This is a genomic window from Arthrobacter sp. SE2, assembly GCF_058244265.1.
On record NZ_JBZAYA010000003.1, the window covers coordinates 212,582 to 235,629 of the forward strand.

Annotated in this window: 19 protein-coding genes; 5 read left to right on the top strand and 14 right to left on the bottom strand. The window is 60.8% G+C overall.

The window, feature by feature from the left end:
* Positions 1-99 precede the first annotated feature (99 nt).
* The 5 genes from AC4CS3_RS05880 to pntB all read left to right on the top strand — a co-directional run bounded on the left by AC4CS3_RS05880 (position 100) and on the right by pntB (position 8,287).
* The gene (locus tag AC4CS3_RS05880; RefSeq protein ID WP_490782617.1) at positions 100-2,289 is read left to right on the top strand and encodes an alpha-ketoacid dehydrogenase subunit alpha/beta; all 2,190 of its coding nucleotides are present in this window, start codon (positions 100-102) and stop codon (positions 2,287-2,289) included.
* The gene (locus tag AC4CS3_RS05885; protein WP_490782618.1) at positions 2,289-3,605 is read left to right on the top strand and encodes a dihydrolipoamide acetyltransferase family protein; all 1,317 of its coding nucleotides are present in this window, start codon (positions 2,289-2,291) and stop codon (positions 3,603-3,605) included. Before AC4CS3_RS05880 ends, AC4CS3_RS05885 begins: the two co-directional genes overlap by 1 nt.
* A 40-nt stretch (positions 3,606-3,645) precedes the next feature.
* A complete protein-coding gene (locus tag AC4CS3_RS05890) occupies positions 3,646-5,028 on the top strand; it encodes an aldehyde dehydrogenase family protein (protein WP_490782619.1) in 1,383 nt (460 codons plus the stop codon).
* A 232-nt stretch (positions 5,029-5,260) separates the two neighbouring features.
* Positions 5,261-6,808 (top strand): Re/Si-specific NAD(P)(+) transhydrogenase subunit alpha, encoded by a 1,548-nt coding sequence (locus AC4CS3_RS05895; protein ID WP_490782620.1) that lies wholly within the window; start codon positions 5,261-5,263, stop codon positions 6,806-6,808.
* 54 nt (positions 6,809-6,862) lie between these two features.
* On the top strand, positions 6,863-8,287 hold the full coding sequence (gene pntB, locus AC4CS3_RS05900; RefSeq protein WP_490782621.1) for a Re/Si-specific NAD(P)(+) transhydrogenase subunit beta: 1,425 nt from the start codon (positions 6,863-6,865) through the stop codon (positions 8,285-8,287).
* 284 nt (positions 8,288-8,571) lie between these two features.
* On the opposite strand, the gene AC4CS3_RS05905 is transcribed toward pntB, so the two are convergent.
* From AC4CS3_RS05905 to AC4CS3_RS05970, 14 genes are all read right to left on the bottom strand, one after another.
* Positions 8,572-9,633, bottom strand: coding sequence for a substrate-binding domain-containing protein (locus AC4CS3_RS05905; RefSeq protein WP_490782622.1), 1,062 nt, complete (start codon positions 9,631-9,633; stop codon positions 8,572-8,574).
* A gap of 69 nt (positions 9,634-9,702) precedes the next feature.
* A complete protein-coding gene (locus tag AC4CS3_RS05910; RefSeq protein ID WP_490782623.1) occupies positions 9,703-10,479 on the bottom strand; it encodes an ABC transporter permease in 777 nt (258 codons plus the stop codon).
* A complete protein-coding gene (locus tag AC4CS3_RS05915; RefSeq protein WP_490782624.1) occupies positions 10,457-10,696 on the bottom strand; it encodes a hypothetical protein in 240 nt (79 codons plus the stop codon). The genes AC4CS3_RS05910 and AC4CS3_RS05915 overlap by 23 nt, the downstream gene beginning before the upstream one ends.
* Positions 10,693-12,252, bottom strand: coding sequence for a sugar ABC transporter ATP-binding protein (locus AC4CS3_RS05920; RefSeq protein WP_490782625.1), 1,560 nt, complete (start codon positions 12,250-12,252; stop codon positions 10,693-10,695). Before AC4CS3_RS05920 ends, AC4CS3_RS05915 begins: the two co-directional genes overlap by 4 nt.
* An 882-nt stretch (positions 12,253-13,134) precedes the next feature.
* Positions 13,135-14,022: a sugar phosphate isomerase/epimerase family protein gene (locus tag AC4CS3_RS05925; RefSeq protein WP_490782626.1), complete on the bottom strand. Its 888-nt coding sequence runs from the start codon at positions 14,020-14,022 to the stop codon at positions 13,135-13,137.
* Between the two features lie 7 nt (positions 14,023-14,029).
* Complete coding sequence (locus AC4CS3_RS05930) at positions 14,030-14,998, bottom strand: Gfo/Idh/MocA family oxidoreductase (RefSeq protein ID WP_490782627.1); 969 nt, start codon at positions 14,996-14,998, stop codon at positions 14,030-14,032.
* Positions 14,988-15,980, bottom strand: a complete 993-nt coding sequence (locus AC4CS3_RS05935) for a Gfo/Idh/MocA family protein (protein WP_490782628.1) — start codon at positions 15,978-15,980, stop codon at positions 14,988-14,990. Before AC4CS3_RS05935 ends, AC4CS3_RS05930 begins: the two co-directional genes overlap by 11 nt.
* Positions 15,981-15,995: 15 nt before the next feature.
* Complete coding sequence (locus AC4CS3_RS05940) at positions 15,996-17,198, bottom strand: sugar ABC transporter permease (protein ID WP_490782629.1); 1,203 nt, start codon at positions 17,196-17,198, stop codon at positions 15,996-15,998.
* A 41-nt stretch (positions 17,199-17,239) separates the two neighbouring features.
* Positions 17,240-18,007, bottom strand: coding sequence for an ATP-binding cassette domain-containing protein (locus AC4CS3_RS05945; protein WP_490782630.1), 768 nt, complete (start codon positions 18,005-18,007; stop codon positions 17,240-17,242).
* On the bottom strand, positions 18,004-19,101 hold the full coding sequence (locus tag AC4CS3_RS05950) for an ABC transporter substrate-binding protein (protein ID WP_490782631.1): 1,098 nt from the start codon (positions 19,099-19,101) through the stop codon (positions 18,004-18,006). Before AC4CS3_RS05950 ends, AC4CS3_RS05945 begins: the two co-directional genes overlap by 4 nt.
* Positions 19,102-19,171: 70 nt before the next feature.
* Complete coding sequence (locus tag AC4CS3_RS05955; protein ID WP_490782632.1) at positions 19,172-20,173, bottom strand: Gfo/Idh/MocA family protein; 1,002 nt, start codon at positions 20,171-20,173, stop codon at positions 19,172-19,174.
* Between the two features lie 76 nt (positions 20,174-20,249).
* Positions 20,250-21,098 carry a fumarylacetoacetate hydrolase family protein gene (locus AC4CS3_RS05960; protein ID WP_490782633.1) on the bottom strand — a complete coding sequence of 283 codons (849 nt, stop codon included), beginning with the start codon at positions 21,096-21,098 and terminating at the stop codon, positions 20,250-20,252.
* Complete coding sequence (locus AC4CS3_RS05965; protein ID WP_490782634.1) at positions 21,095-21,916, bottom strand: SDR family NAD(P)-dependent oxidoreductase; 822 nt, start codon at positions 21,914-21,916, stop codon at positions 21,095-21,097. The genes AC4CS3_RS05960 and AC4CS3_RS05965 overlap by 4 nt, the downstream gene beginning before the upstream one ends.
* Before the next feature lie 623 nt (positions 21,917-22,539).
* Positions 22,540-22,773 carry an antibiotic biosynthesis monooxygenase family protein gene (locus tag AC4CS3_RS05970; RefSeq protein WP_490782635.1) on the bottom strand — a complete coding sequence of 78 codons (234 nt, stop codon included), beginning with the start codon at positions 22,771-22,773 and terminating at the stop codon, positions 22,540-22,542.
* Between the last annotated feature and the right edge of the window lie 275 nt (positions 22,774-23,048).

Sequence of the window (23,048 nt, forward strand, 5' to 3'; positions counted from 1 at the left end):
AAAATGCGAAAAACTACTTGTGTTGTATAAAATCTTGGGTTAGTCTCCTCATGAGACTTCAGCGGAGCCTTCCGCAGGACTATGACGAAGGTGGCGGCGATGCCAAAGAAAAAGCGCTTGGAGACCGGGGTCGACTGGTTCGAGCTTTCGACGACAAAGGCCGACTGGGATGCCGCGGATCCCGTGTTGCTGGGAACAATGCTTAGCGAACTGCACCTGATCCGGGCTTTTGAGGAATCGGTCCTTGACCTGGCAGGAGACGGGCTGGTCCATGGTCCCGCGCATTCAAGCATTGGGCAGGAGGGCGGAGCTGTCGGTTCGATCGTTGGGCTGCGTTCCAGCGACGGGGTTAACGGTTCCCACCGGGGCCACCACCAATTCCTGGCGAAGGCCCTCACGCACGTCAGCAACGGGAAGGTCGATCCATCCGAACCGGTGACCCCGGTGATCCAGGACGTGCTCCAGCGTACGCTTGCCGAGATCCTCGGACTTGCCCAGGGATACTGCCGTGGGCGGGGCGGTTCGATGCACCTGCAGTGGTTCGAAGCGGGCGCCCTGGGCACCAACGCGATCGTCGGGGGAGGCGCTCCTCTGGCCGCAGGTAATGCGTGGGCTCAAAAGCACAGCGGCACGTCTGACCTTACGATCAACTACTTCGGCGACGGCGCAGCCCAGATCGGTTCCGTGCTCGAATCGATGAATCTCTCGGCCGCGTGGAAGCTCCCCGTGTGCTACTTCGTTGAGAACAATCTCTACGCTGTCTCGACCAGGGCAGCCGAGATCACTGCGGATCCGCGGTTCTCGGTCCGCGGTCAAGGCTTCGGCATCCCGTCCTGGCGTGTCGACGGAATGGACCCACTCGCCGTCTACTTGGCCATGGAAGAAGCCGCGCAGCGCATGCGCTCCGGCGCGGGCCCCACAGTCATTGAGGTTGAGGTCTACCGCTTCTTTCACCAGAACGGTCCCTATCCTGGAAGCGCTTTCGGGTACAGGGACAAGGACGAAGAGGCCGCTTGGCGGGCTCGTGACCCGCTCGACCTCGTGGCCCGGAAGATGGTGGAGCGCGGACTGATCGACGACGACGGCGTTGCCGCCCTCGGTGCGCGCGTTCGGGAAGCCATGACGCAGGCCGTTGGCCAACTCTTGGAAAGCGATCCCGACCGCCCTGGCAAGCGTCGTATCCGTCCGCAACTCTGGCCCGACGTCGGCTTTGTCAACGTCGGCGTTCGCGGTGACGCCAGCGAGCTCGAGCAGTTGCGCGTTATGGATCCTGTAACCACCGATGGACCCCGCCGCGACGTGAAGTTCGTCGAAGCTATCGCCGAGGTCATGGACCTGCGTATGGACGAGGATTCCCGAATTGTCGTAATGGGCGAGGACATTCACCGACTGAACGGAGGCACCAACGGCGCCACGAAGGGTCTCGCGAAGAAGTACGGTGAAGAGCGCATTCTTGGCACCCCGATCAGCGAAAACGCGTTCGTTGGCCTGGCAGGCGGAATGGCACTCGATGGCAGGTTCCGGCCCGTCGTCGAGTTCATGTACCCCGACTTCATGTGGGTCGCCGCAGACCAGGTCTTCAACCAGATCGGCAAGGCCCGCCACATGTTCGGCGGTGACAACCCGGTGCCGCTGGTATTGCGCACGAAGGTGGCAATGGGATCGGGTTACGGGTCACAGCACCTGATGGATCCGGCGGGGATCTTCGCAACGAACCCAGGTTGGCGCATTGTCGCACCATCCACTGCGGCAGACTACGTCGGGCTGATGAACGCTGCCCTCGCACTCCAGGACCCTGTCCTCGTGATCGAACACGTCGACCTCTACGGGGTGAAGGATCAGATACCGGCGGACGACCTCGACTACATCCTCCCGCCAGGTCGTGCCGCGATCAGGCGAAGCGGCTCCGACGTCACGGTTATCAGCTACCTCTCGATGGTCAGGCACAGCCTCGAGGCCATCGAGCAGACGGGGGTCGATGCAGAGCTGATCGACTTGCGCTGGCTCGACCGGGCATCCATTGACTGGGACACCATCGGCGAGAGCATCAAGAAAACAAACGCAGTGCTCATTGTCGAGGAGGGCGCGCAAGGCACTTCCTATGGCGGTTGGCTTTCCGACGAAATTCAGCGGCGCTATTTCGACTGGCTCGACCAGCCAATCGCGCGGGTCACGGGCCAAGAGGCGTCCCCCAGCATCTCGAAGGTATTGGAACGGGCAGCCATTGCCCGGAGAGAAGAGATCGTCACCGCCCTTGAATCGGTCCGTGAAGGATTCGGGGCTCGCTGATGGCCGAGATTCTGCGTATGCCCGAGGTACTTGCAGGCGCTTCCGAGGCATCCATCCAAACCTGGTTTGTCTCACCAGGATCAACACTCGTCATCGACCAGCCCATCGCTGAGGTTGAGACTGAGAAAGCCACTGTGGAGCTGACCGCGGAGTCCGCCGGCGCCCTCGGACGGATCCTGGTGCCGGAAGGCGACAACGTCGCCGTCGGCGATGCGATTGCCGTCCTCCTTAGTGAAGGCGAGGGAGAGGACGCCATTGAGGCAGCCCTCGCCGGTGCCGGTCTGGCTGTTGCCGCAGCCGCGCCTGAATCCGCACCGGCTGCAACGAAACCGTCCCAGCACTCGTTAGGACAAACCGATGGCTTCGCCGTGAACGGGCAAGCGCCACGGCACGCCGACGATGGACACGAGCGTCGCTTCATCAGCCCGATCGTCCGACGGCTCGCACGCCAGCACGGCGTCGACCTTGCCTCAATGGCCGGAACCGGTCCAAACGGAAGGATAGTGCACAGGGACCTCGAGCGTCACCTCGCTGAGACGGCCCGGAACTTGCAGCCGATTGCAGCCTCCCCACCCGAACAGGCTGAGCAGAAGGCTCCCGAAGCGACGCAGGCGACTCCAGAGCCGGTATCAACAGCATTCGAGGACGTCCCTGTCGACCGGATGCGCAAGGCGATCGCGCGGCGGCTCACCGAGAGCAAAACGTCCGTGCCTCACTTCTATCTCGTGGCAGACTGCCGAGTCGATGCGCTCGTGGAGCTCCGGCGGAAGGTGAACGAAACGTCGCCACGGAAGGTGTCAATAAACGACTTTGTCCTCAAGGCCGTTGCCGGCGCGCTCGTTGAGGTTCCCGAAGGTAACTCCATCTGGCTGGGAGAGGCAATCCGCCGGTACTCGTCAGTGGATATCTCAGTCGCTGTCGCTACCGAAGGCGGACTCACAACTCCGGTGCTCCGGGGTGTGGAGCGCATGCCACTATCGGAAATCAGCGCCACGGTTGCCGAAATGGCAGAACGGGCGCGGGCTGGACGCCTTCGGCAGCATGAGCTGGAAGGCGGTAGCTTCTCGGTCTCCAACCTGGGAATGTATGGCACGGCAGAGTTCAGCGCCATCCTCAACCCCCCGCAGTCCGGGATCCTGGCGGTGGGCGCGGTACGCCGGATGGCAGTCGTAGGACCCGACGGTGACCTGGCCGTCGGAACAGTCATGACCGTAACACTTTCCGCCGACCACCGCGTTCTGGACGGCGCTGTTGCTGCGCAATGGCTGGCCGCATTCCAACGCCGCATCGAGAATCCGCTCTCGATCCTGATCTGACGAGCTGCGTCGAAACACCACGGTTCAGAAAGGACCACCGATGGGAACCATCTATAGCATCGATCCGGCCACTGGCGCCGAGCTGGCAACTTTCCAAGAAGACAATGACGAAGCTGTCGAGGGCAAGCTGGCTGCCGCAGCCTCGGCACTGCCGCATTTGGCCGCGGCAAACTGGAGCGGCCGCGCCACCTGGATGCGGTCCGCTGCCGACATTCTCGAAGCCGAGGCCGAAGAAGTATCAATGCTGATCACAAAGGAGATGGGCAAGCCCATCGCCCAGTCCCGGGCCGAAGTGCAGAAATCCGCGTACACGATGCGGTTCTATGCCGACAACGCAGAACAGTTCCTGACGGGCCGAACGCTAAACAACCCTGGGACGGTCAACGCGTCTGCGGCTGGTACGCGCTTCGATCCTCTCGGCGTAATCCTTGCAGTAATGCCTTGGAACTACCCGATCTGGCAGGTCGTGCGTTTTGCTGCCCCAGCCCTCATGGCAGGGAACGCCGGCGTCCTCAAGCACGCATCGAACGTCCCGCAGTCGGCCCTATACATTGGCGAGCTCTTCACCCGCGCCGGCTTCCCGGAAGGGTCGTTCGCAACGCTCCTCATCGGCTCGGCTCGGGTCTCCGATGTCATCCGTGACCCGCGGGTTGCCGCCGTCACGCTGACGGGTTCTGAGGGGGCCGGACGTTCGATCGCCGCAACGGCAGGCGACGTCCTGAAGAAGGCAGTGCTGGAGCTGGGCGGTTCTGACCCATTCATCGTCATGCCGTCTGCTGACATCAACGCCGCCGTCGACACAGCCGTCAAGGCGCGCACGACAAACAACGGCCAGGCTTGTATTAATGCGAAGCGGTTCATCGTTCATGAAGACATCTACGAGGAGTTCACCGGGAAGTTTGCCGAGAAAATGTCGTCGCTCATCGTCGGTGACCCGGCTGACCCAGCAACTGAAATCGGGCCCCTCGCTACCGAGGCCGGGCGGCGCGACGTCACCGAGTTGGTCGAGGACGCCCGCAACAAGGGGGCAAATATCGTCACGGGCAATTCAGTTGGAGCGCAGGATGGCGGCTGGTACTACGCACCCACGGTCGTCACTGGTCTCACCCCCGAGATGCGGCTCTGGGCAGAGGAAGCATTCGGTCCCGTCGCGTCTGTGTATAGCGCCGCAAACCTCGATGAGGCTCTCAGCATCGCCAATGGCCTCGAATTCGGCCTGGGTTCGGCATTCTGGAGCAATGACGACGTCGAAATCGATCGCGCGGTACGCGAGATCGAAGCCGGTGCGGTATTTGTCAACGGCATGACCATCTCGTACGCAGAGCTGCCTTTCGGCGGTATCAAGCGCTCTGGCTATGGGCGTGAGCTGTCGATGGAAGGCATTCGGGAGTTCTGCAACTTGAAGACTGTCTGGGTAGCCTGATGCCTCCAGTCCCGGGAACTGTGCTGGGCATCCGAACCAGTATGCGCGTAACACGTCATGCTCTGGTGGCGTCGCAGCGTACCGAAGACTGGACCCGCCATGATCCAAAAACGCCTGCTCAAGAACAAATCGAAAGACACCGAGGTCGCAGAACCCCGGAAAGGCGCTTTGACCAAAGAACCAGCGACGTGTCCCAGAACGGCATGGATACGAAGACGAAAGGAATATGAATGTGGGACGAATAGGAATCGTTGCCGAAGAGGGTAATGAAGCCCGCGTGGCAGCCACACCAACCACAGCGAAACAACTGGTCGCACTCGGCTATGAAGTCGTGGTCGAGTCCGGAGCCGGAGCGCGCGCTTCGTTTACTGACGACATGTATGTCGCATCAGGAGCCGGCGGTGTAACAGCGGATGAGGCATGGGCAAGCGACGTGGTGCTCAAGGTAAACCCGCCTACCGATGCTGAAATCCAGCTGCTCTCACCTGGTGCCACTCTCATCGGGCTGCTGAGCCCGGCATTTCGTCCGGAACTTCTGGAGGCCTTGGCAGCGCGTTCCGTCACAGCATTGTCGATGGACGCAATCCCGCGCATCTCACGTGCGCAATCGATGGATGTTCTAAGTTCCATGGCGAATATCGCCGGATACCGTGCAGTTGTGGAAGCTGCCCATGAATTCGGCTGGTTCTTCACAGGACAAGTGACAGCAGCTGGCAAGGTTCCCCCGGCCAAGGTACTGGTAGCCGGAGCCGGCGTAGCAGGTCTCGCCGCAATCGGCGCAGCGAGCAGCCTGGGGGCGATCGTCCGCGCGACAGACCCCCGACCCGAAGTTGCTGAGCAGGTTAAGTCCATTGGTGGTGAATACCTCAAGGTTGAAGTCGACGAGGAGATGATCTCGTCGGACGGATATGCAAAGAGCACCACCGAGGCGTATGACCTGCGAGCAGCGGAAATCTATTCTGAGCAGGCCCGTGAGGTCGACGTCGTCATCACAACCGCGCTTATCCCCGGCCGTCCGGCACCGAAACTGCTCACGGCAGCAGATGTCGCGAGCATGCGGCCCGGTAGTGTGATCGTTGACATGGCTGCGGGGCAGGGCGGCAATGTTGAAGGTTCGGTTGCCGGGGAGCGGGTCGTCACTGAAAACGGTGTGGTGATTCTTGGGTACACCGACCTGCCAGGACGGCTGCCCGCCCAGTCCTCACAGCTGTACGGAACCAACCTCGTCAACCTGCTCAAACTGTTGACCCCGGGCAAAGACGGGCAATTGCTCATCGACTTCGAGGACGTCGTGCAGCGATCGGTGACGGTAGTCCGCGATGGCGAAATGACTTGGCCTCCGCCCCAGGTCCAGGTCTCAGCTGGGTCTCCCACACCGTCGGCTCCGGTGGTCAGGGGGGCACAGGATGCTGCGAAACCCACACGCGCGAAGGGCATGACGCCGGGACGCAAGGCAGCGCTCATCAGCGGAGGAATGGCTGCACTGCTTGGAATCACCGCGCTTGCCCCGCCTCCTCTGCCGCAGCACTTTACGGTGCTGGTGCTCTCCGTCGTGATCGGGTTTTACGTCATTGGCAAAGTGCACCACGCACTTCATACGCCGCTGATGTCCGTAACAAACGCGATCTCCGGAATCATCGTTGTCGGTGCACTGCTGCAAATCACCCACGCAGATCTGCTGATCCAAATAACTGCCTTCGTCGCGATCCTACTGGCCAGCATCAACATCTTCGGAGGGTTCGCCGTCACTCGGCGCATGCTCGGGATGTTCTCCAAATGACGGCCACAGTGATGCTTGAGCTCGAAGCACCGGAATCGACCGAGGAATTCAAACTTGTCTAATGAAATATCCGGTCTGTTGACCGCTCAGTCGCTGGCTGACGCCGCCTACATTGTTGCCGCCCTGCTTTTTATCCTCAGTCTTGCAGGCCTCAGCAAGCACGAGAGCGCCCGCGCAGGCGTGGCATACGGAATCTCAGGCATGGTGATCGCGTTGGCGGCCACAGCCTGGCTCACGATACAGAATGCCTTGCAGAGCCCCCAGGCCCTAACCGGAATCATTCTCCTACTGGGCGCCGTTCTGGTCGGAGCGGCAATCGGCCTCTGGCGGGCCCGGGTAGTGCAAATGACCGGGATGCCCGAACTGATTGCCGTGCTGCACAGCTTCGTTGGTCTAGCAGCCGTGCTGGTTGGCTGGAACGGTCACCTTGAGAAGCCTGACCTTCCCAGGGCGTTGCAGGACATCCACCACGCTGAAGTCTTCATCGGGGTCTTCATTGGAGCCGTTACTTTTACTGGTTCCATCGTGGCATACCTGAAATTGTCTGCACGGATAAAGTCAGCCCCCCTCACCTTGCCGTGCAAGAACTACCTCAACCTTGGTGCCCTGGTCACGTTTGCGGGCCTCACGGTGTGGTACGTCATCGATTCCCAACTCTGGCTGCTGATCGCCGTCACCGCGATCGCGCTGGCACTGGGCTGGCACTTAGTGGCCTCAATCGGAGGTGGCGATATGCCGGTTGTCGTCTCCATGCTAAACAGCTATTCAGGCTGGGCAGCAGCGGCGGCAGGTTTCCTCCTGAACAACGACTTGCTGATCGTGACAGGAGCCCTGGTCGGTTCCTCGGGCGCCTATCTGTCCTACATCATGTGCAAGGCCATGAACCGTTCCTTCATCTCCGTCATCGCAGGTGGGTTCGGCGTCAAGGCCTCTACCCCAACAGACCGGGACTATGGAGAGCACCGTGAAATCACCGCCCAAGATACGGCCGAATTGCTCAGGAACGCATCCAGCGTCGTGATAACGCCCGGCTATGGTATGGCCGTGGCTCAGGCACAGCACCATGTGGCTGAACTGACGCGAAAGCTCCGAGAGCGTGACGTGGATGTTCGCTTCGGCATTCATCCAGTAGCCGGCAGGCTGCCTGGCCACATGAACGTCCTACTCGCCGAGGCAAAAGTGCCCTACGACATCGTCCTCGAAATGGATGAAATCAATGACGAACTCGCCCAAACCGAGGTCGTTCTGGTCATCGGGGCAAACGACACCGTTAATCCTGCGGCTGCCGAGGACCCCGGCAGCCCAATCGCCGGCATGCCTGTTCTGCGGGTGTGGGAGGCTGAGAACGTCGTGATATTCAAGCGATCCATGGCCTCTGGCTACGCCGGCGTCCAAAACCCATTGTTCTTCCGAGACAACTCAAAGATGCTGTTCGGCGACGCCAAGGACCGAATGGCAGACATTCTCCAGAGGCTCTAGCCTCGTCATCCTCGGGGCGGCCGTGTCGGGTGAGCAGGGCTTACTCGCTGCCTGACGGGTCTGATCCTTGCTGGTGGGTGTGACAAAGTGGCCGCTTGCCGTAGTGGGGGCGTTGGTGGTTCTACGTCCACCGATTTCACCAGGGAGCGCTGATGACGGCCAGGCCGGCCAATCCCCTGAGCAGCAGCCTGGCTTCGGGTCCTGCTGTCGCCAGATTGATCGCCACGATCTCGAAGATCCGGGGCCTGCGGTGGTTGAGCCCCGGACCCGTGTGGAGAGGTTGTTTACTTCTTCTGGCCGGGGAGGCCTTCGTAGGCGATGTTGCCGCCCTGGAGGTTGTCGTCGATGAGCGCCGGAAGGTTCTTCAAGAAGGATTCCTTGTCCGTCACGACGTTTTTGAAGGCGTCGTTGACGTTGGCGGCGGTGATCGCGGGCATCGTGTAGACAGGCTTCTTGTTGACGCTCTCTCCGCGCACGATCTTCGCGGCGACTGCGAGGCCTGTGGCAAGCTCCACCGTGCCGTGCTGCAGGGAGGTGCCGATCATTTCCCCGGACTGCACTGCGTTAAGACCGTCCTCGATGCCGTCGATGCCGACGACCGGCGCGCCCTTTACCCCGGCTTCTCGGAGGGCCTGGATGGCACCCAGGGCCATGTCATCGTTCTGCGAGATGACGCCGTTGATGTCGCCCTTGAACGCGGAGACCCAGTTGCTCATCTTGTTCACTGCCTGGTCGCGCTTCCAGTTGGCGGTGTCCTTGGCCAGGACCTTGATGCCGGGGTTCTTGTCCAGCACGTTCTGGATGCCCTTGCCCCGGCCGATCTGCGGTGAAGAGCCCAAGGGGCCTTCGAGCACAACGACATTGCCCTTGCCGCCGAGCTTGTTGACCATCATGGTGGCTTCCTGCTCTCCCGCGGCGACGTCGTCGGGCTGCACGCTGGCTGTCAGGTCAGCCCCGGACAGGGCGGTGTTGACGTCGAGGACGGGAATGCCAGCGGCCTTTGCCGCGGCTACCTGGGGTTGGAGTGAGTCGGCTTGCACAGGAACGATGATGATCGCGTTGACCTTGCTGTTGACGTACTGCTGCATCTGGTTGGCCTGGGTGGCGACGTCTCCGCCTGCCGAGTTCCATTGCAGGTTGATGTGGTTGGCCTTGGCGTAGGCCTCCATGCCTTCCTTGCCTTGGGTGATGAACGAGGACATGTCATAGACCGTCACTCCGATGGTGATGTTGTCGTTGCCGGCGCTCGGGTCGCCCGCGCCGCAGGCGGTCAGGCCAAGCGCGGCGACGGCGGCAATCGCCGTGCCTGTGAGCAGCTTCTTCGTCGTTGAGGATGCCTTTTTCATTATCTTCCTTCACATATGGGTTGGGGAGTGCGGATGGTTGGTTGGGATGTGGTGGTCAGGATGTAATGGTCAGCGGCGGCCCCGGCGGGCGGCCCAGACATCGACGCCGACGGCGGCGACGATGATCACGCCCTTGATGACGTTCTGCCAGTAGGCGGGGACCAGGAGGAGGTCCAGGCCGTTGTTGATGGTCTGGATCAGGAGGAGCCCGACGGCGGTGCCCCACACCGTGCCCCTGCCGCCCATGAGGCTGGCGCCTCCGATGACCACCGCAGCGATGGCGTCGAGTTCGTAGCCTTGGCCGAGGTTGGGGGCACCGGTAATAACACGGGAGGCGAGCATGAGGCCGGAAAGGCCGGCGAGCACACCGCTGATGGCGTAGACGCTGAAGAGGATGCGGCGCGAGTGGACGCCCGCGATTTCGGCGGCGAGCCTGTTGCCGCCAATCGCGTAGACGCGTAGGCCGTAGTTTGTTCGCTTCATGACGAAGGCAAGGACGAGGATGGCGATGATCATGAGGACGACGGGGAGAGTCACGCCAAGAATCTGTGTGTTGGCGAAGGAGCCGAAGCTGGCCGGCAGTCCATTGATGGGTGCACCGTTGCCAATGACATAAGCGAAGCCGGATGCCAGCGTCAACATCCCCAAGGTTGTGATGAAGGGTGGGACCTCGAACTTACTGACAATCAAGCCGTTGATGGCGCCTGCGAGCAAGCCTGTGACCAATGCCGCCAGAAGGGGCAGCACCAGATTGTCGCCCGCATTCTTGGCGGTCCAGGCCGCGGCCATGGCACTGGCCGCCATGACGCTTCCGACGGAGAGGTCAATGCCTCCGGTCAGGATCACGAGCGTTTGTCCCAGCGCGATGAGCGCAAAGGGTGCGGCCGCGATGAGGATATTGGTGAGGTTGTCGGGAGTGGCAAACCCGTGCGCTACGGTACGCGAAGAACGCGACGATGAGCAGCATCACCACCACCATGATGTGGCGGACGAGGAATCCGCTGGCGAGTTCCTTCCAGTCTCGGCGTTGCTGTGCGGGGATGGCATCGATGGTGGTGTTCATGGGGTGGTGTCTTTCACAGGTGCGGCGCTCTGGCCGGAGGCGAGTCGGAAAATGGTGTCCTGCACCTTCGGGCAGTCAAGCTGGGCGCGGTCGAGTTCGCCGACGACACCGAGTTCGCGCATGACAAACGCGCGATGGGAGAGACTGAGAATCTCGGGCATATCGCTGGATGCCATGACGACGGCCATGCCGGCAGAGGACAGCTCGGTAATGATGCGGTAGATTTCGCTGCGCGCGCCGACATCGACCCCACGGGTAGGCTCGTCGAGCAGCAAAGCGTCTACTTGTCCGGTGAGCCAACGGCCGAAAACGACCTTCTGCTGGTTTCCGCCTGAGAGGTTCTCCAGGTTCTGGTCAAGCCCGTTGCTCTTCAAGCGCATCGACTTCATGATGGCCCCGATGGCCTCGCGCCGCTTGCGGCTGCGAAGGATCCCGAATCTCGAAAAGGCGGCGATGCGTGGCAGGGTCGCATTGTCCAAGACGCTCAAGGACAACACCGCCCCCGCGCCTTTGCGGTCTTCCGGGACGATCGCGAGCTTGCGAGCTATCGAGCTGAGGGGCGAACCAGGCCTCAGCGGCGCACCGGAGACCCGCACCGTTCCGGAGACGGGCTTGCGGACGCCGTAGATGCACTCGATCAGCTCGGTGCGGCCCGCCCCCACCAAGCCGGCGAGGCCAAGGATCTCACCCCGCTTCACGGAGAAGCTGATCGGTTCGGAACCGTGGGCGATAACGACGTTGTCGACCTCGAGGGTAATATCCGTGCCTGACTCGGGGCGCTCAGGAAAGAGCTGATCGAGTTCCCGGCCGATCATGGCTGTGACTATGCCGTCGTCGGTGATGTCGGCCAGCGGCGTATCGCTCACGAGCTTTCCGTCGCGCAGCACGACTACCCGGTCCGCCATGGCCCGGATCTCTTCCATCTTGTGGGTGGTAAAGAGGATCGCAACGCCTTGGTCACGCAAGGTGCGTACGATCCGGGCTAGTCGAGCGACTTCGCGTTCGGCGATTGCACTCGTCGGCTCATCAAGCAGGAGAACCCGGGCTCCGCGGTTCGTAGCCTTGATGATCTCAATGATCTGACGTACCCCTACGGGCAGGGCTCCCATGCGGGTCTTCGGGTCGGTATCAAGGCCGAAGTCTTCGAGGTATCCGCTGGCCGCCTTGATCATCGCCCGACGGTCGAGCATCCCGAAGCTGCTCCTCAGCTCGCGGCCGACGAACAGGTTTTCGTAGACCATCAGCTCCGGGATGGAAGCGAGCTCTTGGGGGACGATGGCCACCCCCAAGGAGTAAGCCGCCTGCGTGTTGCCACTGGGCAGGTGCTGCCCGCGGACCTTCACCTCTCCGCCGTCGGGACGGTACTGACCCGAGGCGATCTTCATAAGCGTGGACTTGCCGGCACCGTTCTCGCCCGCAAGGGCTGTGACGGTCCCGGGTTCAAGGGTGAATGTGATTCCCCTGAGCACGGGGACACCCCCGAAGGACATGGTGATGCCCGAACACTCGAGCATCGGGACGACTGGGTTGCTGTCGTCGGAGCGGACGGTCGACACCTTTATCGAGCTCCTTTGCTTGTCGTCTCATTGCCACGTGGAGGGTGGCCGAGAACGACTAAATCACCGACACCGGCCCCGGAAACACTCCCATGGCGTCTTTCGCCTACACCCGCGACCCACCCGGGAACCTGGCCTCTGGGCCGCCGCGGATCCAGGACTCTCAGCCCATCCGGAGGAGCAGCGGCCCAAAGCAGTCCCGCGGAGATGGTCGAGCAGGATGCCACCGTGATTCCGGGGGGAGTAAACGGTGTGCAACGGCCCCTCGCGGCGAGTGTCCGGCCGGGCTGAGCCCCAGGCTTGTTGGAGGGGATGGAGTATTCCTTTGGATCTCCACCCGTGTGCTGGTTTGAAGTAGAGATTCCCGCCGTCTTCAGCGAGGCTGGGCCTTGTTAGTCGCCAAAACCGGCACGTTTTCGCAAGGGTTGACTATGGGCGTTGGCGTATCGACCCTGAGCGTTTGGTTCACCAGTCCTGATGTTCACGCGTCAGGCCGAAGGGCACCGCACTACTGAGAGCGACAGTGAAAGAACAGTAGTCATGTCGAATGACCAGAATTCCCTGACGCCCTTCGCGCATTGCCAGTGTCCTGGCGGCGGTCACGGCCTCGTCCAGAAGGCGATCCATACTTGCACGATCGGTCGCGGTGACTGCGATTGGGAAGTCGCTAGTCGTTCTCATGGGTCAGCCCTCTCATCCCTGGATTTTGTGGCGCGCGCTCAAGACCGGCATTCCTTTCCGCCGCTCACTCGTCGAGGGAGCGTTCGAGTGCGCGGATAGCTTTGGGTCAAGCCCTTTGTTGCTGGCACTTGCCCGGTCTCAGACGATCCCGACCGACGGTGTCAGGCCCGTCATGGGCTGATGTGAGGGTGAACTTCCGACTCACCGAGCTTGCACCGCACTTTTACGCATCTCCGCGCGAGTCGCAGCCAGAGCATCTTTTGCCGCTAGAACAAGGGGCTTGCAGCTTTGCCCCCGTGAAATCACCTCGACGCCGATCGGACCGCTGTAGCCGATGTCACGGACCGTCTGGAGAAAAGTAGCAACGTTCAAGTCGCCTTCGCCGGGCAGGAGGCGGTGGTAAATCGTGTCTTCGAACAATGAACCGTTCACAGTCTTTACGGCGTCGTCGATTTCGACATAATTGACGATGTGAGGAGGAAGGGTGGCGAGTTCCGCGTATTCCTCTCCGGACCTCGCGACATGCCACACATCGAGCAGCAGCCCGACGTTGTCTCGCCCGACCTCCACGATCGCTTCCCGTGCAGCGGCGAGAGTGGGGATGTTGGAGAACGGCATGAACTCCAGGGTCAGCTGCATACCCGTTCGTGCGGCACGGTCGCTCAGCCGTCGCAGACCAGAGACGAGATCGCCGTGTTGTACTGCGACGTCGCCAATCGCCCCGCCGATTTTCAGGTGTCGCACCGGTACTCGCTCGGCGAAGTCCAAGAAGTCCTTCAGCTGGCGATCACTGGCTCTGCGCAGGTTCGCTGGGAGGTACCAATCAACCAAGACTTCAACTTCGAGAAAATCCAGTCCGCTGCGATCCCACTCTGCGGCGAAGGACCGTCCACCGTCGAGTTCGAGGATGCGCTGCACGTCGAGGTAGTGCAGGCCGAGTCCACTGAATCCAGCCTCAGCCACGACCGCCAGGCGTTCCTCCACTGTCCAAGGGCTGGATTCGTCTTCTGATCCGGGGCAGCTCGCCCCGGCGACCGTCCAGTAGCTTGCGATAATTGGCCACTCATCGTCGCTTATGTCTGTCGTCATGATTCCTTCACTTCGTTTGAGCTCCTGCCGACGCGGCGGCATCGAGGGCGAGCTCGACGGCGCGGACCCCGTCGTAGCCGTCGCACTCTACCGGCCCGTATCCAGCGACTGCCTTGGCGAAACTCTCGATCTGTGCGACGTAGGCGGCTTCGTAGCGTTCTGCGAAGAAATCGACGGAGCGAGGTCTATGTGTGCCGCGCTGATCGCTGTGCTGAACTAGGTCGGTCAGCGGATTGTCAGTGACCCAGACGCCCGTGTCCGTCTGGAGTTCCACTCGCTGGTGGTAGCCGTCCGGATTCGTGCGGCAGGCAGCTAGCGTGACAAGAGTTCCACTGTCTGACTCCAGGATCACGGCCGCAGTGTCTCCGTCGCCGGCCTCTGCGGCATAAGGGTCGAAGAGCGAGCGCGCGTGAGCCGCCACAACCCTGAGCTCCTCGCCGAGGATGTGTCGAGCGAGGTCGAAGTCGTGGATCAGGCAGTCGAGGAAGATCCCTCCTGGCGATCTCGGGTAGTCAGGCGGCGAGGGCCGAGGATCGCGCACCGAGATATTGAGGTGGATCCGTTTGGAGTCCATGGACTCCAAACGGATCCGCCGATAACTCGGGTCGAAGCGCTTGTGGAACCCGACTTGGAGTACCAGTCCCAGCCTGGCCGCTAGATCGGCGCATGCCTGTGCGGGGCCGGCGGTCATGGCAAGAGGTTTCTCACAGAACACGTGCTGCCCATTTTCTAGGCAATAGATAACCTGTTCTGGGTGTTCACCGCTCGGCGAACACACCATGACCGCATCCGCTCCGGCAACACCCTCCTTCCAGTTCTCAAATCGAGTGATCTCACAATGAGCAGGGAAGGAGAGAAGCGCTTCCCTGGATGGGTCTGAGACACTGACGAGTTGGAAGGAATCGAGGCTGCGCATGCGCTCCGCGTGCAACCGTGCAATTCGTCCCGCGCCGATGAGGGCGACTCTAAGGGGCATAGTTCACTGCCTGCCCCGTACGCCAGGACCTGTCGCAGGCCTCCGCAAGATCGAGGGCCTGAAGCGCCTCCTCGAGCCTGCAGCCGCCAAAGGAACTTGCGGCGCCTGTGATGTACGCGGCGAACTGCTGAGTCTCGGCCTCGAAGGCGGGACGGAAGCGTTCGACAAAATTCTTCGGGACCGGTTCTACCGACAAAGGTATGGTCCGCTCGATGGTGAGCATCGGTGAATGGGGGGTGAGACCCACGAACAAACTGCCGGTACTCCCGAGATATTCCATCCGCACGTCCTGTCCGACGGGGTGGACTCGACTCGCTCGCAGCACAGCGAGAGTGCCGCTGCTCATCACAAGGGAGACCACGGCCATGTCACAGTCTTCAAACTCTGCATAGACGTCATCGGCAACGACCGAGCCTGTCGCCACCAGACTCCGGACTTCCAGGCCTGTCGACCAGAGGAGCCAGTCGATGTCATGGATCAGCATGTCCTTGAACATGCCACCGCTCTTCGCAATGAATTCTCGACGGCCGACGGTGTGGTCAAAATGACTGGACTCAACTTGGTACAGGTTCCCAAGCCCTCCCGCCCTAACCAGCTCACGTGCCTGTCCAGCAGCCGGGTCGAAACGGCGTTGGAATCCCACGTACACTTCCGTGCCACGGGACGAGAAGAATTCTCGAAGGCCCTGGCCAACCGAGCCTGATGTCGCAAGCGGCTTCTCGCAGAACACGACGTTTGCGCGGTCACCAAAGCCATAGAGATCAGCTTCGTGATCCTCTGAGGCGCTTGCAATGAGAACCGCGTCGAAGCGGGAGGCCTTCGCAGTCTCAAGAGAAATCGAGCGCACTCCGAGTTCTTTGGCGACGGTCTCAGAGCGCCCCGGGTCACGGCTGACCAATGAAACGTCAATTCCGGCGGCGATCAGATGCGGTACGCGAATCTGGGCCATGCGGCCAGTTCCGACAACCAATGCTGTGGTCATGAGGTTCTCCTTTGCTTACTGCGTCTTGGACTGCCGACGCACTATGGCGTCGGCGATTACGGCACCGAGCAACACAAGGCCCGTGACCACGAATTTGAGTGCCGGAGGAATGTTCATAAGCGTCATCCCGTTCGCGATTGCTCCGATGACCAATGAGCCGAGAAGCGCTGAAAGCACTGTGCCTCGGCCGCCGAACAGGCTAGTCCCCCCGATAACTGCCGCTGCGATCGCGTTGATAAGGACATCGCCCTGGCCGACCGATCCAGTTGCGGCCATCAGCCGTGATGCAGCAAGAATTCCACCAAGGGCAGCTAGGCCAGATCCGAGGGCGAACACGACGATGCGGATCCGGGTCGTACGGATGCCATTGCGGCGCGCAGCTTCCTCGTCTCCGCCGACTGCCATGATGTGCTTTCCAAAAACCGTCTTGCGGACGATGTAATCGAAAATGGCGACCAGTCCCAGGAATATGAGCACAGCAAGGGGGATGCCTCGTGCCACGCTGAAGACTGCCACGAATGCGCCCGCGACGGCGGCGGCGAGGACCGTCTCAGTCACAGTCCGATTCACAGGAATGCCCGGCAACCCAGCAGCCCGGAGACGACGGGAGTCAAGCACCCGAGTGGCCACACGACCAAGGACGATGGCGGCGGCAGCCAGCCAGCCGATGATGGCCGGGAAAAACGTCGTCGTCAATGCCGCAATCGGCCCGTCACTAGGCAGGTTAATCGCGGTTGTTGGGCCAAGGATGAACAGCTGGATGCCTTGCAGAGTGATCAACCCCGCGAGGGTAACGACGAAGGCAGGCAAACGGAAGAACACCACTATCGAGCCCTGAAGCGCGCCCCAGAGCATCCCGAAGACGAGCACGGTAAGGAGTGCCCACCACGGCCCGAAATGCCATTGGACGTTCGCGGCGGCCACGAGCGCGGCCGCACATCCGCTCAGGGACCCTACCGAGAGGTCGATCTCCCCTAGGAGCAGTACAAGAACGACACCGACGGAGATCGTTCCCACCGATGCGATCTGCAGGAACAGATTAGAAAGGTTCGCGGCGGAGAGGAACCGTGGATCCAGCAGCTGGAACACCGCGGTAACTACGACGAGGCTGATAAACACCGGCACCAGATTTGTCTCGGTACCGCCGCGGCCAACGAGGACAGGGCGAAGCCGCTCCCAAAGCGTTGGCTTCTCAATGACCGGAGTGCTTGTCGTCATAATCGACGGTGTCCTCTCAAACTTCTGTTTCTCTTGTATCGTCAATTCGTCACCGCGCTCTTAGCTCCCGTGATAGCCGCGACCACTTCAGCCGGCGTGCTTTCCGCGGCGAGGAAGGTTCCGAAGTTGGACCCTTGACGCAGCACCTCGATCCTGTCGGCGACGCGGAAGACGTCGGCCATGTTGTGGCTGATCAGGATGACGCCGAGTCCCTGCTCACGAAGTCTGGTGATGAGATTAAGCACTTCATCTGTCTGGGCAACTCCGAGCGCTGCCGTCGGTTCATCGAGAAAGATCACGTGCGGCTCGTTGAGAACAGCCCTGGCGATTGCAACGGACTGTCGTTGGCCGCCGGAGAGCTTCTCGACCGCGTTGGTCATCTCCGGGATGCGTGTGCGGAGGTTCGTCAGGATCTCCTGGGCACGTTTCTGCATCGCGACGCCGTCCACACGTCCCAGGAGCCGGTTGAGGCCTCGACCGCGTATGAGTTCATGGCCGAGGAACATATTGTCTGCGATGTTCAGATTCCCGCAGACAGCGAGGTCCTGGTAGACCGCAGCGATGCCGTGCTGAGAAGATTCCCGTGGGGACGAGAACGAGACGGGCGAACCATCGACAAGGATTTCCCCAGAGTCAGGCGTGACCACTCCGGTCAGAGTCTTGACGAGGGTCGACTTGCCGGCCCCGTTATCGCCCACCAATGCCACCACTTCGCCGGCGCGAACCGAGATAGAGACCGAGCTGAGCGCCCGGACGGGCCCGTAACTCTTGCTCAGCTCACGGGCTTCAAGAACAATACGGCCAGTCATTGGGTCAGTCCTGCGTCCTTGCAGAGTGCTACGTACTTGTCGACGCAAAGGTCGGCGGTCTTGATAAATCCTGACTTGATGACCGTGTCCTTGATGTTGTCTTTGGTGATGGCCGCAGGGCTCAGGAGGCTGGAAGGGATAGCACCGCTGTCGTTCGGGCGGGTGTCGTTCGACTTCGGTGTACGCCCGTTAGCGAGGTCGACCGCACCCTGCGCTGCGGTGTCGGCCAGTGAGTACGTGTCCTTCCAAACTGTCATGTACTGAGATCCTTCGAGGATGCGCTGGATGGCGGCGACATCGCCGTCCTGCCCGGTCACAGGCGGGTAGGGATTGGCGCCGGCATTCTTCAAGGCCGCCGCGACACCCGCGGCCATCGTGTCATTCATGGAATAGACGCCGCCGATGTTCCCTGCACCAACCTTTGTGATCGCCTGGTCCATGTTGTTCTGCGCGGGTTGGGAAGCCCATCCCGGCGTGTTCGCATCGAAGCAGATGTTGAGGTTGGCCTTCTTGAGCACGGGAAGCGAGCCATCCCAAAACATCTTCTGGTTACTGTCGCCAGCATCACCGCGGATGGCGACGACACATTTGTCGGTGACACTGAGCTTCTTCATCCGGTCAACGAGCGAGGTTGCGATGAGCTCGCCGACCTTATTGTTGTCGAAGCTCACGTACCAGTCGATTTTCGCGTTCTGGATTAGCGCGTCGTAGCTGATGACGGGGATTTTCTTACTGGTCGCCTCCGCCAGTACGCCGGCGAGGGAACTAGCATCGAACGGGTCAACCACAAGGGCGTTGGCGCCTTGGACTATGGCCGATTCGATCTGTGCCTGCTGGGTGGCCACGTCTCCGCCTGCGTTTTGGACGATCACCTTGCAGTCGGCGCAAAGTTCCTTGACCTTCTTCTCGAACTGGGGTGCGTCTATTGTCGTGAAGCGGATGGCCTGGGTGTTGGGCAGGAAGAGGGCGATCGTCTTGCCGCTGGCACCACTTCCGGTGTCACCTGCGCTCGATGCACACCCTGACAAAGTTACGGCTGCGGTCATCAGAACCCCGATGGCAGCTGCCTTAAAGCCCTTTCGTGTAATAGCCATGAAAATACCTCTCCTTTGAGATCACATGCTTTGATTGTTTGTCGTTCGATTTCGCTAGCGATCGGAGCCGTTAATCTCCGACTCTGATGGGGGCGCCGTTTACATCGCTGGATCGGTAGATCGCTTGGATTGTCCTGGCGAGGTCAAGCGAGTCCTGAACACTGATGGCAGGTCCCGTTCCCTCCCGGATGCTCTTGATGAAGGATTCAGCTTCAATCTTGAAGAAGTCGAGGTTGGATAGCTCAGGTAACTCTGAGAACTCGTTTTCCTCGTCTTTTGCCCAAGGGGTCGTGAATTGGGTTTGGGTCCAGCTCGTCCATCCGACGGGCAGGTTGCCAAACGGGCGCGAGAGGTAGATCTCGACAGAGCCAGGGAGGATGCCCATCTGAATTATTCCCTCTGTGCCATGGAGGGTAATCCGCGAGGACTCGAACCACTCGAGCGAGTCGTGCACATCGAAGTCATAGGCGACTTGGTAGTCGCCGTAGTCGAGGATCGCGGCTGCGGAATCCTCGCGGCTGCGTCCGTCAGACAGCCGGGGGGTCTTCCCGACCCGGCCATTGACTTCGACCGGGACCCCGCAGATGGAAAGGACTATGTCGAGGACGTGGCAACCGATGATCCACAGCCCTCCGCCCATGTCTTCGGGGTGGTTGAGATGCTCAGCTAGATGCTCCCCCGCCTTCGACGCGCCATGTGCGTTGACAGACGCAAGCTTGCCGATCGCCCCGTTACGGAAAAGCTTGGTGCCGCGGGAGACCCCCGGTGACAGCCGACAGTTATAGCCGACTTGGACGACGAGCTCGGTCTGCAGTTCAGCCAGCTCGCGGATGTCGTCGACATCGGCGCCCCCGGGCTTCTCGACGAGCACATGCTTGCCGCTTGCGATCGCCTGTTTGGCAAGCGGCACCATGTCCTTGCTGTACGAGTGGATGAGGACGGCGTCGAACCCCGGATCGAGCAGGATGTCCTCGACGGTGCTTGCCTCGAGTGCATAGGCCCGGCAAAACGGCCGAACGTCCTCGGTCAGATCCGCAGCGGCGCTGACACGAACACCAGGAATCGTGCGCAATGACTTCACTCTGGCGGAGGCGTGTGGATGCGTTGTGCCGAGACACGCGACATTAAGTTCCAATGACTTGTTCATGTCAGCCCCTTGTGACGAACCGCTGCGTCATGGTGCCGATTCCTTCAATCCGACTTGTCAGCACGTCGCCGTCCTGGAGCCATCGCTGGGGGTTCCGGCCGAGACCAACACCAGCTGGAGTGCCTGTGAAGATAATGTCACCGGGAAGGAGCGTCAGCACATTGGAGAGCCGAGATACCAGCTCCGGAATTGAAAAGATCAGCTTGCTGGTTCGTCCGTCTTGGACTACTTCGTCATTGATGCTGCAGCTCAACCCGAGATCATCCGGGTTGTCGAATTCGTCGACTGTCACCAACACTGGCCCCAATGGCGTGAAGTTCGGGAAAGACTTCCCGAGGCTGAATTGAGGCACAGGTCCTGCAAGCTGGATTTTCCGCTCTGAGATGTCCTGCCCAATTGTCAGTCCCGCGATGTAATCCCAGGCATCCTCCGGCTCAACCCCAGTGGCAGCTTTGCCGATAACTGCGACTAACTCGACTTCCCAATCGGTGTGCCCGTCAGCGGGCAGCTCCACAGTGGCGACGGGTCCGGTAATGGAGCTGACGAACTTGGTGAAGACGGGGGGCATATCTTCCGGGGTAGCAAAGCCGCTTTCGCTTGCATGGTCGCCGTAGTTCAGTCCGATCGCCAGGATCTGTCGTGGGCGAGGGACAGGACTCCCGAGCCGTTCGGTAATGAGCGGCTCGCCGGCGGAGAAGTCCGCAGTACGGGCCCACCCTGTGAATTCATCCCAATAGTCGTAGACCGACTGAGGATCGAAATGGAACTGTCCATTGCTCGTTTTTTCGACATCGAAGATCTGATCGCCTTCAACGATTGATAGACGTCCTTCTACATTTGCGATCCTCATCTGGCCGCTTCCTTTCCATCGTATTGAGAGTCTCGTGCACCCATGCTGAGGTTGCGGAATTCGAAACCGGCAGTGAGCCCTGCATCGACCGGGATGTTCACACCGGTGATGCCATCTGAATCGTTTGAGAGCAGGAACGCGATGGCGTTGGCTACCTGCAACGGCTGCAGTACGAAACCCAGGGGCTGCCGGTCTTCGCGGCGTTTCAGAAATGCCTGTGGGTCCGGCGCTGCACGCATGTGCACATAAAACATTTCCGTAGCCATGGGCCCTGGTGACACTGAGTTGACCCGAATAAGCCGGCGGCCGAAGTCGAGGGCGGCCGCGCGCGTCATCTGAAGGATCGCACCTTTACTGGTGCCGTAGGCGAGCATGGCTTCCTCACCCATGAATCCGCTTACGCTGCCGACCAGCACGATCGATCCGCCTCCGCACCTCTCCATCGCCGGCCCAACTGCTTTCATCGCGTTGGCGGCCCCGATGACGTTCACGGCGAGCACACGTTCCCATGACTCACGCGAGACATCTTCTACACGACCCTGCACGAGCATCGCTGCGCAGTGAGCGAGACCGACCGAGGCAGCGTCCGATCCAGACAACAGTTCCGAGACCGCCATCCATGTGCCGTCGTCATCGACACCGCCCTCGACATGGACATATTTCCCTGATTCGGTCACCTCCGAGTCGGATTGGCTGTGAATGTCCACGCCAACGACGTGGGCACCGTTGCGGATAAGAAGCTTCGTCAGCTCCAGGCCCAGGCCCGACGAGGTCCCGGTTACAACAACTAGCTCTGGCACGCTGTTTCCTGCCAGCATCAGTACCCCTCCTCTGCACGTACGGCGAGCGTGGACACATCAGTTGGGCAGTTTGGTCCAGGAATCTCGACATATGCGCCCGGGTGGAATCGCGGCGGAGTGATCGCTCGCCGTACGTCTTGGTTGTTTGACATCTTCGTCTCCTGCATCTGATCGCCTTCAAGCGGTCGCAAATACGAGACTAGTCGAGAATTTTGAAAATACAAGGGTATTTTCGAAAATATGGCCAAAAAGCGCGACGCTCCTCAATGTAGGAACATCGAGACCTCACAGCCGTGGTAGCCCAATCACTAGAGGTAGACGGTGAAGAGCTGCGGCATGGCGGCATGTCCGAGGAGACTCGGTGACCGTCTGGACAGAGTCAACCCTGAACACAACGGCACGAACAGCCTTGCCCACGGGTGACTGTGACACGTTGAGATGGCCCCGGCAGGGCGACCCCGGCACGGTATTCATCCACCTCACCGGGAGTCACCGACACCCGGCACGATCACAGCCACTTCTTCCTGATGCCACAGCGTCCCACGCTCGCGCTGGCGCATCGAGTCGGGCAGGAGCTCTGTCGGCGCGAACAAGGAGGCATGCTGAGGGGACGAAATCCTGGCGGTGGCTCGTCTTGTCAGTTATTCGCCGTCCAACCCGGGGACGGCAGCAATAAACTGGATAGCAGGCCGCTCCCGGACCATTACGCCGGCCCAGGTTTTGAGCGTGGCGACGTGCAGTGGGTGGGCCAGGTACTCAGCCAGCGCGGATTCATCCTTCACGCCCACGATTAGCGCACAATCCGCTCCCGGCGGCCTGAGCCTCGGAACTGAAACGCAGCTGAAATACTTCACCATGGGGAGCATCTCTGCCATTCGGCCATTCGGCCAAGGATGTCCCCGATTTTGGAATTCTTCGGCCGAGACACCGTAGTTCCACCAGCATCACCACATCTAGAAGCATTATCAGGTGCTCCATCCGCTGCAGCGGCGCCGCCGATTTCTGACGCTAAGGGCCTTCTCGCCCTTGGATTTCGGGGACTTGAGAACAGGACCCCGCCTGGCGATTGGTGGCGACATCTAACCTGCGGCACCACCATCTTTTTACCTACACACCTATGACGAGGACCATGAACCCAGCTCCAGTGCTG

Excerpts from the sequence above, each read along its gene's own strand:
- AC4CS3_RS05880 (WP_490782617.1), top strand. The coding sequence starts at position 100 with ATGCCAAAGAAAAAGCGCTTGGAGACCGGGGTCGACTGGTTCGAGCTT.
- AC4CS3_RS05885 (WP_490782618.1), top strand. The coding sequence starts at position 2,289 with ATGGCCGAGATTCTGCGTATGCCCGAGGTACTTGCAGGCGCTTCCGAG.
- AC4CS3_RS05890 (WP_490782619.1), top strand. The coding sequence starts at position 3,646 with ATGGGAACCATCTATAGCATCGATCCGGCCACTGGCGCCGAGCTGGCA.
- AC4CS3_RS05905 (WP_490782622.1), bottom strand. The coding sequence starts at position 9,633 with ATGAAAAAGGCATCCTCAACGACGAAGAAGCTGCTCACAGGCACGGCG.
- AC4CS3_RS05915 (WP_490782624.1), bottom strand. The coding sequence starts at position 10,696 with ATGAACACCACCATCGATGCCATCCCCGCACAGCAACGCCGAGACTGG.
- AC4CS3_RS05925 (WP_490782626.1), bottom strand. The coding sequence starts at position 14,022 with ATGACGACAGACATAAGCGACGATGAGTGGCCAATTATCGCAAGCTAC.
- AC4CS3_RS05930 (WP_490782627.1), bottom strand. The coding sequence starts at position 14,998 with ATGCCCCTTAGAGTCGCCCTCATCGGCGCGGGACGAATTGCACGGTTG.
- AC4CS3_RS05935 (WP_490782628.1), bottom strand. The coding sequence starts at position 15,980 with ATGACCACAGCATTGGTTGTCGGAACTGGCCGCATGGCCCAGATTCGC.
- AC4CS3_RS05940 (WP_490782629.1), bottom strand. The coding sequence starts at position 17,198 with ATGACGACAAGCACTCCGGTCATTGAGAAGCCAACGCTTTGGGAGCGG.
- AC4CS3_RS05945 (WP_490782630.1), bottom strand. The coding sequence starts at position 18,007 with ATGACTGGCCGTATTGTTCTTGAAGCCCGTGAGCTGAGCAAGAGTTAC.
- AC4CS3_RS05950 (WP_490782631.1), bottom strand. The coding sequence starts at position 19,101 with ATGGCTATTACACGAAAGGGCTTTAAGGCAGCTGCCATCGGGGTTCTG.
- AC4CS3_RS05960 (WP_490782633.1), bottom strand. The coding sequence starts at position 21,098 with ATGAGGATCGCAAATGTAGAAGGACGTCTATCAATCGTTGAAGGCGAT.
- AC4CS3_RS05965 (WP_490782634.1), bottom strand. The coding sequence starts at position 21,916 with ATGCTGGCAGGAAACAGCGTGCCAGAGCTAGTTGTTGTAACCGGGACC.
- AC4CS3_RS05970 (WP_490782635.1), bottom strand. The coding sequence starts at position 22,773 with ATGGCAGAGATGCTCCCCATGGTGAAGTATTTCAGCTGCGTTTCAGTT.